14 protein-coding genes and 1 tRNA gene are annotated in these 13,686 nt (G+C 65.8%); 5 read left to right on the plus strand and 10 right to left on the minus strand.

Annotated features, from left to right (window positions below; genetic code table 11):
- The first annotated feature begins 2 nt into the window (after positions 1–2).
- Positions 3–275 carry a phosphoribosylformylglycinamidine synthase subunit PurS gene (purS, locus tag KBY70_RS03070; RefSeq protein WP_254987336.1) on the plus strand — a complete coding sequence of 91 codons (273 nt, stop codon included), beginning with the start codon at positions 3–5 and terminating at the stop codon, positions 273–275.
- A complete protein-coding gene (gene purQ, locus KBY70_RS03075) occupies positions 272–925 on the plus strand; it encodes a phosphoribosylformylglycinamidine synthase subunit PurQ (protein ID WP_254987337.1) in 654 nt (217 codons plus the stop codon). Before purS ends, purQ begins: the two co-directional genes overlap by 4 nt.
- A gap of 73 nt (positions 926–998) precedes the next feature.
- On the opposite strand, the gene KBY70_RS03080 is transcribed toward purQ, so the two are convergent.
- Complete coding sequence (locus KBY70_RS03080; RefSeq protein WP_254987338.1) at positions 999–1,589, minus strand: peroxiredoxin; 591 nt, start codon at positions 1,587–1,589, stop codon at positions 999–1,001.
- Positions 1,590–1,809: 220 nt separating this feature from the next.
- On the opposite strand from KBY70_RS03080, the gene KBY70_RS03085 reads away from it, so the two are divergent.
- The gene (locus KBY70_RS03085; protein WP_094559617.1) at positions 1,810–2,112 is read left to right on the plus strand and encodes a hypothetical protein; all 303 of its coding nucleotides are present in this window, start codon (positions 1,810–1,812) and stop codon (positions 2,110–2,112) included.
- Positions 2,113–2,188: 76 nt separating this feature from the next.
- Here the strand turns inward: KBY70_RS03085 and KBY70_RS03090 are convergent.
- The 6 genes from KBY70_RS03090 to psb32 form a co-directional block, all read right to left on the minus strand.
- Positions 2,189–2,262 (minus strand) — tRNA-Met (locus KBY70_RS03090).
- 40 nt (positions 2,263–2,302) lie between these two features.
- Positions 2,303–3,265 carry a M23 family metallopeptidase gene (locus KBY70_RS03095; RefSeq protein ID WP_315859679.1) on the minus strand — a complete coding sequence of 321 codons (963 nt, stop codon included), beginning with the start codon at positions 3,263–3,265 and terminating at the stop codon, positions 2,303–2,305.
- A gap of 180 nt (positions 3,266–3,445) precedes the next feature.
- Positions 3,446–3,955 (minus strand): tRNA (cytidine(34)-2'-O)-methyltransferase, encoded by a 510-nt coding sequence (locus tag KBY70_RS03100; RefSeq protein ID WP_254987403.1) that lies wholly within the window; start codon positions 3,953–3,955, stop codon positions 3,446–3,448.
- A gap of 2 nt (positions 3,956–3,957) precedes the next feature.
- Positions 3,958–4,521, minus strand: coding sequence for a bifunctional adenosylcobinamide kinase/adenosylcobinamide-phosphate guanylyltransferase (gene cobU / locus KBY70_RS03105; RefSeq protein ID WP_254987340.1), 564 nt, complete (start codon positions 4,519–4,521; stop codon positions 3,958–3,960).
- A complete protein-coding gene (gene pxcA / locus KBY70_RS03110) occupies positions 4,508–5,653 on the minus strand; it encodes a proton extrusion protein PcxA (RefSeq protein WP_254987341.1) in 1,146 nt (381 codons plus the stop codon). Before pxcA ends, cobU begins: the two co-directional genes overlap by 14 nt.
- A 4-nt stretch (positions 5,654–5,657) precedes the next feature.
- The gene (gene psb32, locus KBY70_RS03115) at positions 5,658–6,350 is read right to left on the minus strand and encodes a photosystem II repair protein Psb32 (RefSeq protein WP_254987342.1); all 693 of its coding nucleotides are present in this window, start codon (positions 6,348–6,350) and stop codon (positions 5,658–5,660) included.
- Positions 6,351–6,418: 68 nt separating this feature from the next.
- On the opposite strand from psb32, the gene KBY70_RS03120 reads away from it, so the two are divergent.
- The gene (locus tag KBY70_RS03120; protein WP_094559664.1) at positions 6,419–7,120 is read left to right on the plus strand and encodes a cofactor assembly of complex C subunit B; all 702 of its coding nucleotides are present in this window, start codon (positions 6,419–6,421) and stop codon (positions 7,118–7,120) included.
- Here the strand turns inward: KBY70_RS03120 and KBY70_RS03125 are convergent.
- Together KBY70_RS03125 and KBY70_RS03130 are read right to left on the minus strand one after the other, a co-directional pair.
- Positions 7,020–8,192 carry an LPS export ABC transporter periplasmic protein LptC gene (locus tag KBY70_RS03125; protein WP_254987404.1) on the minus strand — a complete coding sequence of 391 codons (1,173 nt, stop codon included), beginning with the start codon at positions 8,190–8,192 and terminating at the stop codon, positions 7,020–7,022. The genes KBY70_RS03120 and KBY70_RS03125 overlap by 101 nt on opposite strands.
- A 2-nt stretch (positions 8,193–8,194) precedes the next feature.
- Positions 8,195–9,769 (minus strand): methionine--tRNA ligase, encoded by a 1,575-nt coding sequence (locus KBY70_RS03130; protein WP_254987343.1) that lies wholly within the window; start codon positions 9,767–9,769, stop codon positions 8,195–8,197.
- A gap of 83 nt (positions 9,770–9,852) precedes the next feature.
- Here KBY70_RS03130 and KBY70_RS03135 point away from each other — a divergent pair, with 83 nt between their 5' ends.
- Complete coding sequence (locus tag KBY70_RS03135; protein ID WP_254987344.1) at positions 9,853–11,682, plus strand: FAD-dependent oxidoreductase; 1,830 nt, start codon at positions 9,853–9,855, stop codon at positions 11,680–11,682.
- On the opposite strand, the gene KBY70_RS03140 is transcribed toward KBY70_RS03135, so the two are convergent.
- A complete protein-coding gene (locus KBY70_RS03140; protein WP_315859680.1) occupies positions 11,679–13,679 on the minus strand; it encodes a ribonuclease catalytic domain-containing protein in 2,001 nt (666 codons plus the stop codon). The genes KBY70_RS03135 and KBY70_RS03140 overlap by 4 nt on opposite strands.
- Positions 13,680–13,686 lie beyond the last annotated feature (7 nt).

Below are 13,686 nucleotides of genomic sequence, written 5' to 3' on the forward strand. Positions count from 1 at the left end.
AGGTGCCCGTTTTCCGCGCTCGTGTTCAGGTTTCGCTCAGGCCATCGGTGCTTGATCCCGCTGGAGAGGCCACCAGGGCGGCAGCCGCTCGATTGGGGGTGGAAGGGATCCGTCAGTTGCGCATCGGCAAATCGATCGAATTGGAGCTTGAGGCCACCGATCGCCAGGTCGCCCAGAGCCAACTGGAATTGCTCAGTGATCGGCTGCTGGCCAACCCCGTGATCGAGAACTGGTGCCTGGAGCTGCTGGACGGCAACGGGGAGCAGCAGCCATGACGGTAGGGATCGTGGTGTTTCCTGGCTCCAACTGCGACCGGGACGTGCGCTGGGCCCTGGAGGGCTGTGTGGGGCTGCCAACCCGCTTCCTCTGGCATGAAGACCGCGATCTCAGCGGCCTCGACGCCGTGGTCATTCCTGGCGGTTTCAGCTATGGCGACTACCTGCGCTGCGGCGCCATCGCCCGCTTTGCGCCCGTGCTGGAGTCACTGCGGGACTTTGCCCAGGCCGGTGGCGCCGTGCTCGGCATCTGCAACGGATTTCAGGTGCTCACGGAGCTGGGTCTGCTGCCCGGAGCCCTGACCCGCAACGCCAAGCTCCACTTCCTGTGCGAGCCCACGGGTTTGCGCGTGCAGCCCGGATTCTGCCGCTGGTTGCAGAGCTACGCCCACGACGAGCAGATCGTGCTGCCGATTGCTCACGGGGAAGGGCGCTACCAATGCGACCCCCAACAACTGGCGGAATTGGAGGCCAACGGCCAAGTGGTACTTCGCTATGCCAGCAATCCGAATGGATCTGTGGGGGATGTGGCCGGCCTGACCAATGCCACCGGCAACGTGCTCGGCCTGATGCCCCACCCCGAGCGGGCCTGCGACCCCATGATCGGCGGCCTGGACGGCCACCGGTTGCTGGCGAGCCTCAAAGGCTGAGCGAGGGTCAATAAAAAAGGGGGGCCGGTAGGCCCCCTGCGGATGGTCCAGCTGGGGACCCGAACTGAACGGATCAGTTGACAGCGGCGAAGAACTCCTTGCTCTTCACGGGATCAGGATTCATGGTCTTGTCGCCGGGGGTCCAGTTGGCGGGGCAGACCTCGTCGGGGTTGTTGCGGATGTGCTGGAAGGCCTGCAGCAGACGCAGGGTCTCGTCGACGCTGCGGCCGACGGGCAGGTTGTTGATGGTGCTCTGCATGATCACACCATCGGGATCGATGATGAACAGACCGCGCAGGGCCACGCCGGCTTCCTCGTCGAGCACCTCGTAGGCGCGAGCGATGTCCTTCTTGAGGTCGGCCACCAGGGGATAGGCGATGTCACCGATGCCGCCGTTTTTACGATCGGTCTGCACCCAGGCCAGGTGGCTGAACTGGCTGTCCACCGAGACACCCAGCACTTCGCAATTGCGGCTGGAGAAATCGCCGTAACGGTCGGAGAAGGCGGTGATCTCCGTGGGGCACACGAAGGTGAAGTCGAGGGGGTAGAAGAACAGCACTACGTACTTGCCGCGGTAGTGGAAAAGGGTGATCTCCTTAAATTCCTGGTCCACCACGGCGGTGGCGGTGAAATCGGGAGCCTGCAGGCCAACGAGCCGGGACATGCTGGATGGGGTGAGAAAGGATTGAACGCCGCTGGAATTGCCCCGACCGCCTCTGCTGCTCCCGCTTCCTGAATCCAGAGATCTGGTAGGCAAAGCAAGAAATCACGGGCTAGGCCAAAGTCGGACCGACTTCCAGTTGCAACCTCATCAATTTATCACGGCTGTGCGGGCCCTGCGGCCATAGGCTGGAAGGAGTCCCGTTTCAAAGAGAAGAGCATCCATGGCCTGGGAGCCAACTGTGCTGCGGAAATACAACACCACTGGTCACTTTCGGCTGCTGAATCAGCTGCGCACCGAATTGAAGGGCAACCCGCTGGTACGTCCCAAGGAGGGGCAGAGCATTGGCGAAGTGAACCGCAGCAAATCGCTGATCCGCGCCATCGAGGGGCGCTCCCAGGGCTACGCCCGGGCACGCCGTGCCGCCGCCGCTGCGGCACCCCAGCCTGTCCAGCCACAGGCTGAACAGACCGTTGAAGAATCCGCTTCCTTCCTGGCTCGACTCAATGCTGTCGAGCTGCGCTGAAGGGGCCTGTTGACCTGCTTGCACGCCATCAACAAAAAACCCCGCCAAGGCGGTGTTGGAAGCGCAAACGCGCAGATGGCTCGGGGGAGACTTGAACTCCCGACCTTGGGGTTATGAATCCCACGCTCTAACCAGCTGAGCTACCGAGCCGCGGTGACCTGACTTTATCAGGCCCTACTCCCAACCCCTGTCAGGCTCTGGGGGGCAGGAATTGGAGCGGATTAGCGGCACCTGCGCTGGGGGGATGAATCTCGAAGTGAAGGTGGGGGCCGGTGCTGCGTCCGGTGCTGCCCATGTGAGAAATCAAGCTGCCCTGTTCCACCTCCTGGCCCACCCGCACCATCAAGCGGCTGTTATGGGCATACAGCGAGCGGCTGCCATCGGAATGGGCGAGGGTGACCAGATAGCCATAGCCGCCGTCGTGCCAGCCGGAGAAGACGACACGACCTGCCTTGGCGGCCACGATCGGCGTACCGACATTGTTGGCCACGTCGATGCCCTTGTGCATCCGCCCCCAACGCCAGCCGTAGCCGGAGCTGAACACGCCCTTGGTCGGCCAGATCCAGCCTTGTGCTGAGCTCGGGCCGTCAAAGGGCTTGTTGAGCTCGTCGAAACCAGGCAACTCAGGCCAGCTGACTCCACCGCTGCTGGTTGGCTTGAGACCAAGGGTCATTCGGGTGCGGCCCGGCGCCGACTGGGCGAGCCGCACCTGACTGCCAACCACCAACCGAGCCGTTTCCAGACCTGGATTGAGGCGAAGCAGATCCTGCAGGGTCAGGCCGTAGCGCTGAGCGATCTTGAGCAAAGTGTCCCCGAAGCGAACCTCGGTGCGCTCTTCGACGGGGGGCAGGGATTGCAGCGGTGGGGTACGACGCAACTCACTGGTGTCAATCGACGCCAGTTGCTTGATCTGACGGGTCTGCTGGCTGGGCACCACCAGCCAATCGCCTTGTCGAAAACGGTGATCCTCGTTGACGTCATTGAGCCTGGCGAGGCGCTCTTCGTCGAGCTTCAAACTGCTGGAGAGTTCTTCAACACTGATCGGTTGCCGCACCTTGACCCAGATCTTGTCGGTGCTGGGTGAAGGCAGGGCGGCGATCTCGATGTCGATGGAAGCCTTGTCGATGTCGGCGGGGGCCAGAGCGACGACCACGGCCGGAACGGCCACAGCACAGGGGATCAGGATTCGCAGACTCGTTTGCAAAGGCTTCATGCAGTTCTTCCCATCGGACAAAGCTCGTGGAGAAGCCGCCATCCCCGAGCCGGCCAGAGAGTAGCGGACGGAACCCAAGGCCACAAGTGACGTTGGCGACAACGGGGACGCTCACAGGCCCTAGATCCCAGTGATGGCCTGCGATCCCGGCAGCGTCAGGAGATCCTGTTGCCGCAGGCTCTCAAACAGCGCCACCGCCACCGCCACCGACAGGTTGAGGCTGCGTACCCCGCAGCGATCCGCGCGCGCCGCCCGGGCCATCGGAATCGTGAGGGCCACATCGGCGCAGCCCAGCACCTCACTGGGCAACCCATCACTCTCCCGGCCGAACAGCAGCCAGTCGTCGGGACCGAAGCGCCAGTCGAGATAAGACTGGCGTGCATGGCTGCTGAAGGCGATCAGCTGTCCCCCCAGGGCCTCGCGGTGATCGGCGAACGCGGTCCAGCTGGCATGGCGCTGCAACGGCACGAGCGGCCAATAGTCGAGGCCGGCTCGCTTGAGCTGGCGATCATCGATCGAGAACCCCAGGGGTTCCACCAGGTGCAGGGGAGTACCCGTCGCCGCGCAGGTGCGGGCCACATTGCCCGTATTGGGGGGGATCTCCGGTTGGTACAGCACGATCTGCGGCATGGTCATCCCGCGGGCACGGCCACACTGTGGGCCCTCAGATCGAGGGCCCGGCCAGCCACCACCAACCACAGGGCGTCGCAGAGGGGAACCAGTTGCTGCTCCAGGGCACCGAGGCGATCCCGGAACAACCCACCGATGGCCGTGGCGGGAACGACCCCCCAGCCCGTCTGCTCACTGACAAGCACCACGGGCACCGCACAGGTGCTGAGGCTGGTCGAGAGGGCGGTGCATTGCTCTCTCCAGCTCTCAGCATCATGGTCAAGGCCGGCCGCCACCCAGGTCCCGAGGGAATCCACAAGGGCCAGGCCAGGGGGCTTGAGGCCCCCAAGGGCTGAGCAGAGCTCGGCACCCACCTCCAGAGTCGTCCAACCTGACGGCCGTCGGTCGCGATGGGCCGAGATGCGCGCATTCCAGGTTGGATCGCTGGCTGCAGGGCGAGGGCCAGTCGCCAGGTAGGAGACGGGCAGGCCGGTTTGATGGGCCAGGTGTTCGGCCCAGCGGCTTTTGCCACTGCGGGCCGGACCCAGCACCAGAGCAAAGCGCGGGCAAGACTCAGCCGCCACCATTCATGTTGTGCAGGGTGGCCACCGAAGACGGAGAAACGCGGTTGAGGTAGCGGAAGATCCAGTACTTGAACACCGTGGCCAGCACCACCGGGAATGTGGCAATGAACAACATGATGAAGTTCTCGCGGGCCGGTAATCCGAGATGGTGGGCAACACCATCGAGCAACACCGTCCAGCCCTCTGGACTATGGAAGCCCACGAAGATATCGGTAAAAAGAATGATCGCGAAGGCCTTGGCGCTATCGCTGAGGCCGTAGACCAGCTCATCAAGGAAACCTCGCAGCACCTGTAGATCGCGACGACCGAACAGGCAGACCAGCACAAAGCCCAACAAGCCGCCCAGATCAGCCAACACGTTCTTGATGGCGTGGGTGCTCTCCAGATCAGCCTCCTGCTTGAGCTCCTGGGCCCGACTGGCCAACTGGGCCTGCAATTCCTCTCGGCTCGGTAAGGGGTTGCCGTTCAGCAGGGCGTCAAACTCAATTTCCGCCTGGAAGACCCTCAACTTTTCAACGGCCTGCTCCTCAAGCTTGGGTTTGGGGTAGGTGAGAAAGGCGTTATCGGGGGCAAAGCGATCAACCAGCGGTGACACGACATAGGTGCGGCTGATCTGCTGCACCAGCACCGGCACCAGGATCAGCAACAGCAACACACGCAGCGACACCAAGGTGGAGTCGCGCCGGCGGCGGAAGCCGGCCACCACATTGGCTTCCGCTTCCGGGTCAAGTTGCCGCCGCACCTGGTCGACCACGCCGATCAGGCTGCGGGGCAGCACCTCCGGAGAGCGGCTGATCGCGGGCAGTGGCTCCCGTTTGGCGCCGTAGCGGGCCACCACGGTTTCAATCAGCTGAAACTGACGAATCTCCTGACCCGCCAGCTCCCCCCGGTTGGGCTCGAGGGTGAGGAGCGACTGACGACACACCTCCAGGGCCGCCCGGAAGCGGCGCAGCAGCTGGGCCTGGGCCGCCCGCGGAATGCGCAAGTCGAGTTCAGGCCGCACAGGGCGATCGTTGTAATGCTCCAGCTCAATGCTCTGGATCAACAGGGCCGATTCGTAACCCCGCTCGAGATCGTGGCTGAGATCGAGGGCCTGGGCCCGGCCGAAAGCCCCCATCCAATTGGTAGGTGCCATGGGGTCAGCGTGAAAAAAACCACCAGGTGAGCATCGGGACCAGGGTGCCCAGGACCAGCAGCACCACCACCCAGGTGAAGGCGTTGCTGGACGCTGTTTCCTCTTTGGTGGGAATGTTGGTGGGCTGGGTGACCACCTCGGCGGTGGCTGGTTCACCCGGATCGTCGCCGCCCTCGAGCACCGTCAGCAGACGGTTCATGGCGTCGAGACTGCCCTGGCGATAGCGACCGCCCTCACGAATCGGCTGGGCCATCGTGGTGCGTGCCGTGCTGCGCAGCAGACTCGGATCCAGCTGGCCATTGAGATTCGGCGAAGCCACTACTGCAGCGCTGTTGGTCTGACTGTCGATCAGAAACAGCAGCTGCAAGGAGTCGGCGCCGGCCTCCGCCCAGCGCTCCAACATCTGGGCGCCGAGCTGGGGCAGGCTGAGGCCGTAATCCAGGCGATTCACCGTGATCAGGTGGGCATCCACGCGATCGGCGGAAAAACTCTCCAGGGTTTTGCCGAGCTCACCGATGGCAGCGCGGCTCAGCACATTGGCGGTGTCCAGGATGCGCTCCTGGGGAGGCGTGTCGGGTAGGCCACTCGCCGCGATGGCCAGGGCGGGAGCGGGCGCAAGGCAGAGAAAACCTCCGAGCAGGGCAGCAATCAACCCCTGAAGGGAGAGCCAGCGGCTCTTGTGAAGTGAGGGCGCCAACGAATTCGACCCAGCGTGGCCCTAGTTTGCCGCTAACGGGCCCTGCTGTCGCCTCCTGCTTGCTGTTCATGGCCGCCTCCCTACCTGCGCGGATCTGTCTGGGGTCAGGTATCGGTGCCCTGGCCCTGGTGGTGCTCAACCAAACCAGCGCTGTCAACACAGATCCGGCCCTGGAGCGAGCTGCCGTGCTGGCCAGCTTTCTGGCGGTGGGGTTGATGTTGGTTGGGGTGTTGTGGACGCGGGCCGTGCCCGAAGCGGCAGGCCGGGTGGCCTTGGAGGGGCGCCAAGGGGTGGAACTGGCGGAGGGTCTGCCACCCGAGCTGGCCGAAGAGCTGGGCTGGGGCAGCCAGATGCTGCTTACCGCCAGTCCGGCGGCTGTGGTTGTTGTGCTGTGGCAGGGGCGCTGCCTGCTGCGGCGGGGTCTGCTGGCCGACTGCAGCTTCACCCCTGGGGTGATCTGTGCGCGCACGCAGGCAAAGGGGAGAGCCATCTCCCTGGTGGACCTACGCCTCTACCCGGGCCGCGACGAATTCACCAGCCTGCTGCCGGGCCTGCCCTCGGCGGTTGTGCAACCCCTGGGGGAGCAGGGCCTGGTGGTGTTGGGTGGCTGGTCACCACGCTGTTTCAGTCGCAGTGATCTGGTGTGGCTGGAGGGCTGGGCTCAACGCATCACAACCCGAATGGTGGCGCTTTCGGGGACTGCTTGCGCGCGTCTCGACGGGGCGGCGGCACCTTCAACTGGCTCTCCACCCGACTCCCCGGACTGCTGAACACCACCTGCCCCTGCTGGGTTGCCACACCTTGCAGTTGCTGGGCTCGGGTGACCTGCTGGAAGGCCGAGCGGCGCAGCTCCACCGAACCCTGCGCCGTCACCTGGTTGGTCTGCCAGTTCCAGGTGCAGCGATTGGCGACCAGGGAATCGGTGGGTTGCTGGAGTCGGCACGCCTGGGGAATCACCAGAGTTTGACTGCCACCCAGGGCCTCAAAACCCTGCCCACTGAGCCGTGACTGGTCGAGCTGGGCACGGAAAGGGTGGGGGCTGCTGATCCGCTCCACATCCAACTCCAGCCGGGTTGCCCTGGCATCCAACCGCGCCTTGCGGCCCGGATCGAGCACTTGGACGGGAGCCTGCAGGTCGATCACTTGGCGCAAGGAGTTGCCGGTCAGCGAGGGGGACGTGAGGGTCTGCAGACCACTGCCAGCCAAGCGCCGCTCACCCCGAACCGGTCCGCGACCGATCAGCTCGCCAGTGCCAAGGAACCAGTCGGCGGAGGTGAGGGCCAGGGTCCAGGTGCCTTCGTCGGAGCGCTCCAGCAGCGGCCGGCCCCGCAACTCGAGTTTGTCCTGCTGAATCCAGAAGCGGGCCCGCCTGGCGGTGAGACGGAGATCACCCTGGCTGGCGCGGGGGCTCCGATCGATTTCCATCCGCTCCTGGCGCGGATACCAGCGCACGCGGGTGGCCGTGACCACCAGCGGCTTCGGCCCCACCCGAACCAGCTGGGTCGGCCCTTCCAGCTGCACCACTTCGCCGTCATTGATCACCGTGCCACTGCTTGCTGTGATCGTGTAAAGGGGCTTGCCTTTGGCATAAATCGTGCCGCTCAGGTCCCGGGCCTGGGCCACCCGGCGGCTCAGGTCATAGCGGGCCTCCGGGCTGCTGATCTCCCAGAGGGGGCGACCGCTGGGATCTTTCTGCCGCAGGTTGAGGGAGCGGAACACAAACGGTTGGGCTGGTTCCTCTTTGGTGGCGGGCGCCTGGCAGCCGGCCAGCAGGGTGGGCACCGCAAGGCCCGCCAGGCTCAAGACCAGCAGGAACTGCGGCAGCCGCCGGTAGGTGCGCATGGTCACAGGGGGGTCTCGAGCTCGAGCCGCTGCATCACCGGCTGGGGTTCGATCAAGGCCAGTCCAGGCTCCAACGCGCCCCACCGCTGAGCCGCACGCCACGGCGATGGCGTGGTCACGCTGGTGCCAATGCCACTCTCAAAGGGCTGCTGACCGAGCTGCACCAGCATCCGCTCGGAGAGTTCGGGCAACAGGGGGGCCAACAGCACCGCCACCCAGCGGGTGGCTTCCAACACCGCATAGAGATCCGCCGCCACGGCAGTCTCCTGACCCTCCAGTTTCATCTGCTTCCAGGGGGCTTGGTCGTTGAGGAAGCCGTTGGCCGTGATGGCCAACTGCAGGCTGGCTTCAGCGGCAGCGCGGAAATCCAGGGCATCCAAGGCGGTGTTCACCGTCTCACCGGCGGCCAGGGCCGCCACGGCCAGGGGGTGGTCGGGTTGGGCGGCAGGCCCGGCGGGGGGCACCGCATCAGCAAACCAGCGCCGCGCCATCGACGAGGTGCGGTTCAGCAGGTTGCCGATCGTGTTGGCCAGGTCGTTGTTGACCAGATCGGTGAAGCGCTGCTGCTGAAAGTCGCCGTCGTCGCCGAAGGGGATATCGCGCAGCAGATACCAGCGCACCGCATCACGCCCACAGCGCTCGAGCAACACCTCCGGATCGAGCACGTTGCCGAGGGACTTGCCCATCTTCTGACCCTCCCGGGTCAGGAAGCCATGGCCAAACACCCGCTCGGGCAGGGGGAGTCCCGCCGACAGCAGCATTGCCGGCCAGTAGACCGCGTGGAAGCGCAGGATGTCCTTGCCGATGACGTGCAACTGGGCCGGCCAGCCACCCTGGCTGATCAGCTCCAGGTTGACCGGATCCTCTGGAGGGATCAGGGCCGTGAGATAGCCCAGCAGGGCGTCAAACCATACGTAAAAGGTATGGCCGTCATGGCCAGGCACCGGGATCCCCCAGGGTAGATTGATCCGGGAGATGGAAAAGTCACGCAGGCCCTGGGCGACAAAGTTTTCAACCTCTTTCTGTCGGCTGGCCGGGGCGATGAAACCAGGTCTGCGGATCAGCTCCTCGATCTGGCTCTGGTAGCGGGAGAGGCGAAAAAACAGATTCACCTCATCGCGCCACTCGAGCGGTTTGCGGTGAATGGCGCATTCCGGGTCTTCACTTCCCGGGGCGTCATCCTTGAACTCCTCACAAGCCACGCAGTACCAGCCCTGTTGGCGGCCTTCCACCACATCGCCGTTGGCCTCGACCCGGGCAAAAAACTGCTCGACCAGGGCTTGATGGCGAGGGTCGGTGGTGCGCACAAACCGGTCGTTGCTGATCTGCCAGCGGTTCCAGAGGGCGCGGTAGCCCTCGCTGACCGCATCGCAGTGGGCCTGGGGACTCAGCCCCGCGGCTTCAGCGGTGCGTTGAATCTTCTGCCCGTGCTCGTCACAACCCGTGATGAACAGCACTTGCTCCCCCTTGAGCCGCTGGTAGCGGGCCACCGCATCGCAGGCCAGCGTGGTGTAAGCACTGCCGAGATGGGCGCGATCGTTGACGTAATAGAGGGGTGTGGTGAGGGTGTAAGACATGCGACCGGGAAGGGTGGCTCGCGGCGCCGCGACCGCGACCCACCCTGCCACGCTGGGCTGCACCATCCCCCGTGCCGGTAGCCATGGCGATCCCCCCCGCGCAGGTTGACGTGCTGGTGTGGGGCGGTGGCACCGGTGGGGTGGCCGCTGCCCTGCAGGCTGCCCGCGGCGGCGCCACCGTGGTGCTGCTCACGCCTGGGCCCTGGCTGGGGGGCATGGTGAGCGCCGCTGGCGTCTGCGCTCCCGATGGCAATGAGCTCACGCCCTGGCAAACCGGGCTGTGGGGCGCCTTTCTGCGGGAATTGCAACGGCGGGAGCCCGAAGGACTCGACCACAATTGGGTGAGCTGTTTCGGCTACCGCCCCGCCACCGCCGAAACCCTCCTGCGCGAGTGGTGTTCGGCAGAGCCGTTGCTGCATTGGTCCCCGGGGGCACGGGTGACCGGTGCCCATCGCCAGGGTCGGCGTCTCACGGCGCTCGATGTGGAGGTCGCAGGAGAGGCGCAACGCATTCAGCTGCAGGTGGTGATCGATGGCAGCGATCGCGGCGACCTGCTGCCGATCTGTGGTGCCAGCTACCGACAGGGGTGGGAAGCGCAGGAGCTGTGGCAGGAGCCCAGTGCCCCGCTCCAGGAGCGTCTCGATCAGGACTCTTTTTTTGCGAAGCATCCGCTGCAATCCCCCACCTGGGTGGTGATGGGGCAACTGGCGGATGAGGCCGGTGCCGGCACCATGTCCGGGCCCCCGGCCGCTAGCCCTGCAACCTTGCCGCCCCCGTTCAAGCAGGCCGACCAGGCCTTTGGCCTGGAGCGCACCATCAGCTACGGCCGTCTGCCCGGCGGGTTGGTGATGCTCAATTGGCCGCTTCACGGCAACGATTGGCATGGCCACGGCCTGGAGCTGCTGGAGCGCGAGGCCGCTGATGGGCCGATCGGAGCAGCGATGCAGGCCCACAGCCTTGCCTTTGCCGATGCCCTGGAGCAGGCCTCCGAAGGCTGGCTGAAGCCAGCCGCCTGCTTTCCAACAGCGGGGGAGCTTGGCGCCAGCGCCGTGAGTGGGCCCTCACCCCTGGCCCTGATGCCCTACTGGCGCGAAGGGCGCCGCTTGGTGGGGAACACGGTGGTGCTGGAACAACATCTGCTGCCCCTGGGAGGCGGCGAATCCCAAGGACCGTTGCCTTGGGATGGCACCGGGGCACTCGAAGCCGTGGCGGTGGGCAACTACGCCAACGACCACCATTACCCGGGCCCCGATTGGCCGCTGGCAGCCAAAAGCATCCGCTGGGGTGGCCGCTGGAGCGGCACCCCCTTCACCGTCCCCTATCGGGCCCTGCTGAGTGCCGATTTCGACAACCTGCTGGCAGCCGACAAAGGCTTCAGCGTCAGCCACATGGCCAATGGCGCCACACGTCTGCAGCCGCTGATCCTCAACATCGGTCAGGCAGCCGGCGCAGCCGCCGCCCTGGCGGTGCAGCGGGGCGTTCCCCCCTGCGATCTGCCGGTGCGCGAGCTGCAGGAGCGACTCATTCACGATCCCCTGGCCCCGGCGGCGGTATTGCCGCTCTGGGACACGCCTTGGCATGCGGCCGACTGGGCCGCTCGCCAGCTGCTGTTGCTGGAGTCTCCAGATCTGCTCCAGGGCGATGGCCAGCTGCAGCGCCGTGCGGCGCGAGCCAACGATCCCAGGGCAGGTGCAGCCGAGTTCGGCGAAGCAGCCTGGCGCGGCACGGTGCATGCTGATGGCCAGGGGGGCTTTCTGTTCAGCACAGGCAGCACCGCATGGCCATTGATCACCCTGGAACCAGGGCTGAACTGTTGGCTTCAGGATCTGGAGCGGCCCACAACCACCACGTTGGTGGGTTGCCTCAATACCTGGGGCCCATGGCTGCGGGCCTCGCGGCTGGCGGGGGATTAGCCGCTGGCCAGCAGGCGCAGCTGATCCCGCAGCGGATCCACCGTGTGAACCCGCAGCTGCAGCAGATCGCCCGGATCGGAGCCGGCCGGGCAGTCGGCGGCCAGATCCATCGCCAGGCTCTCGACATGCACCAGGCCGAGGCGATCCTGGGGCCGTAGCCAGCGCAGGAAGGTGGCCGGCCAGTGGTCGCTGCGATGGGCATCGAACCACACCTGTTGCCAGTGGCGCTGGTCTTCCCGACTGATCTGCTGCCCCTGCCGCAGCGGACCCTCAAGATCGGTCAGGAGGACCTGAAGGGCCTCGGACTCCAGGGGCTGGCGTTGCTGCTGCAGGGCCAGCAGTTGACGTTGCACCACCAGGTCGGCGTAGCGGCGGATCGGCGAGGTGGCCTGCACATAGGCGGGAAGCCCCAGGCTGAAGTGGCCACTCGGCTGGGTGCCGGTGTGCCCGCGGCTCAGGCAGCGCTTGATGGCCGCATGCCGCACGGGCCCGGCTGGCAGGGCGGCCAGCTCCGCCTCGGGGGGCAAGGCAGCCGGCAACTGGCTCCGGTACGGCAGGGCGAGGTTGTGCTCACGGCCCATTTCGGCCACCACCGCACCGGCCAGGATCATGGCCTCGGCCACGAGCAGCCGAGCCGGGCTGGGCTCAGTGATCTCCAGCAGGGGTTCTTCGCCGCCGCACTGGATGCGCCCCTCCGGCTGGTCGAGCAGCAGGGCGCCATGGCGCACTCGCCACTGGCGGCGTCGCTGCAACAAGCCATGCAAATCGGCGAGATCGCGCTCCTGAGGGGGCGCCAGGTCGATCAGGTCGTCGGCATCTCCGTAGGAGAGCCGGTAGGTGGGCTTCACCCAGCTGCGTTGCAGGCCGGATGCGGCGATGGCACCTTCGGCATCGAGCTCCACCCAGAGACTCCAGGCGGCACTGCGGCACCCAGCTCTCAGGCTCATCGGGCCGGTTCCTAGCTGCTCGGGAAACATCGGCAGGATGCCGCCGGCCAGGTAGAGGCTGCTGCCCCGGCGTCGGGCCTCCTGATCCAAGGGCGAATGGGCTTCAATCAGGCGGCCGGGATCCGCCACGTGGATCCAGATGCGCTGCTGCCCGGTCGGGGTGGTTTCCAACGCCAGGCCGTCGTCGATGTCGCGGGTGTCGGCATCGTCGATGGTGACGCTGCGCTGGCCCATCAGATCCACACGGTCGATGTCGCCGGGGCGATCAGCCTCGGCCATCTCCAGCAGACGATCAGCCTCCGCCAACAGCTCCGCCGAAAAGCCCTGCTCCCAGGTGGTGGCGCGCAGCGATGGCAGGTGATGGGCTTGCCAGAGGCCCAGGTCAACCAGCAGATGGCGGATCGAGCCGGTGTCGGCCGTGCACTGGGCCGCGTGGAGAGCCTGTTTGAGCTGAGTGGGCAGAGGGCTGGTGCAGTCGCCCCCGGCCCAGCACTCCAGGAGTTCGAGTTGCTGCCGGTGCTCGCTTGCCAGGTCGTGGGGATCCAGGGGCTGGCGGAGCCGCAGGGCTTGGTGCCAGCGCTGCTCCGCCTCGGCCTGCAGTTGCTGATGACGCCGCTCTCGGCGCAGCTGCCGCAGGTCGTTGAGGCCACGGGCCTCCACCTGGCCCTGGCGCAACCGAAACAGGGTCTGGGCTCCGTGGCACCATCGCCAGCAGGCCGCCACGGTGAGGCCATCGCGGCGGGAGCACACCAGATCCACCCAATCGGGCAGGGTTAACGGCTGCCCATCCGCCTGCATCAACAACCAGGCCGCGGCCACATCACGCCTGGAGGGCACGGCTGCCGTTAAAGCGTCTTCCGTGATGTGCCAGGGCAGTTGCTCCAACCGCTGGGGCTGGGCCCCATCGCCAGGGCACGCGCCGAGCAGCTGCAACTGGCGCAGCGGTTGAATCTGTTGACGACCGGATGCACCGATCGCCAGCGAAGCCTTGTTGGACTGAACACTGAGAACGACAGCAACCTGGGGGCCGCGCTCGTCGCTGAGGCCCACCAGATCG

It is taken from the genome of Cyanobium sp. ATX 6E8 (genome assembly GCF_024346335.1).
Classification (GTDB): Bacteria; Cyanobacteriota; Cyanobacteriia; order PCC-6307; family Cyanobiaceae; genus Cyanobium_A.

Excerpts from the sequence above, each read along its gene's own strand:
- purQ (WP_254987337.1), top strand. The coding sequence starts at position 272 with ATGACGGTAGGGATCGTGGTGTTTCCTGGCTCCAACTGCGACCGGGAC.
- KBY70_RS03080 (WP_254987338.1), bottom strand. The coding sequence starts at position 1,589 with ATGTCCCGGCTCGTTGGCCTGCAGGCTCCCGATTTCACCGCCACCGCC.
- KBY70_RS03085 (WP_094559617.1), top strand. The coding sequence starts at position 1,810 with ATGGCCTGGGAGCCAACTGTGCTGCGGAAATACAACACCACTGGTCAC.
- KBY70_RS03100 (WP_254987403.1), bottom strand. The coding sequence starts at position 3,955 with ATGCCGCAGATCGTGCTGTACCAACCGGAGATCCCCCCCAATACGGGC.
- cobU (WP_254987340.1), bottom strand. The coding sequence starts at position 4,521 with ATGGTGGCGGCTGAGTCTTGCCCGCGCTTTGCTCTGGTGCTGGGTCCG.
- pxcA (WP_254987341.1), bottom strand. The coding sequence starts at position 5,653 with ATGGCACCTACCAATTGGATGGGGGCTTTCGGCCGGGCCCAGGCCCTC.
- KBY70_RS03120 (WP_094559664.1), top strand. The coding sequence starts at position 6,419 with ATGGCCGCCTCCCTACCTGCGCGGATCTGTCTGGGGTCAGGTATCGGT.
- KBY70_RS03125 (WP_254987404.1), bottom strand. The coding sequence starts at position 8,192 with ATGCGCACCTACCGGCGGCTGCCGCAGTTCCTGCTGGTCTTGAGCCTG.
- KBY70_RS03130 (WP_254987343.1), bottom strand. The coding sequence starts at position 9,769 with ATGTCTTACACCCTCACCACACCCCTCTATTACGTCAACGATCGCGCC.
- KBY70_RS03135 (WP_254987344.1), top strand. The coding sequence starts at position 9,853 with ATGGCGATCCCCCCCGCGCAGGTTGACGTGCTGGTGTGGGGCGGTGGC.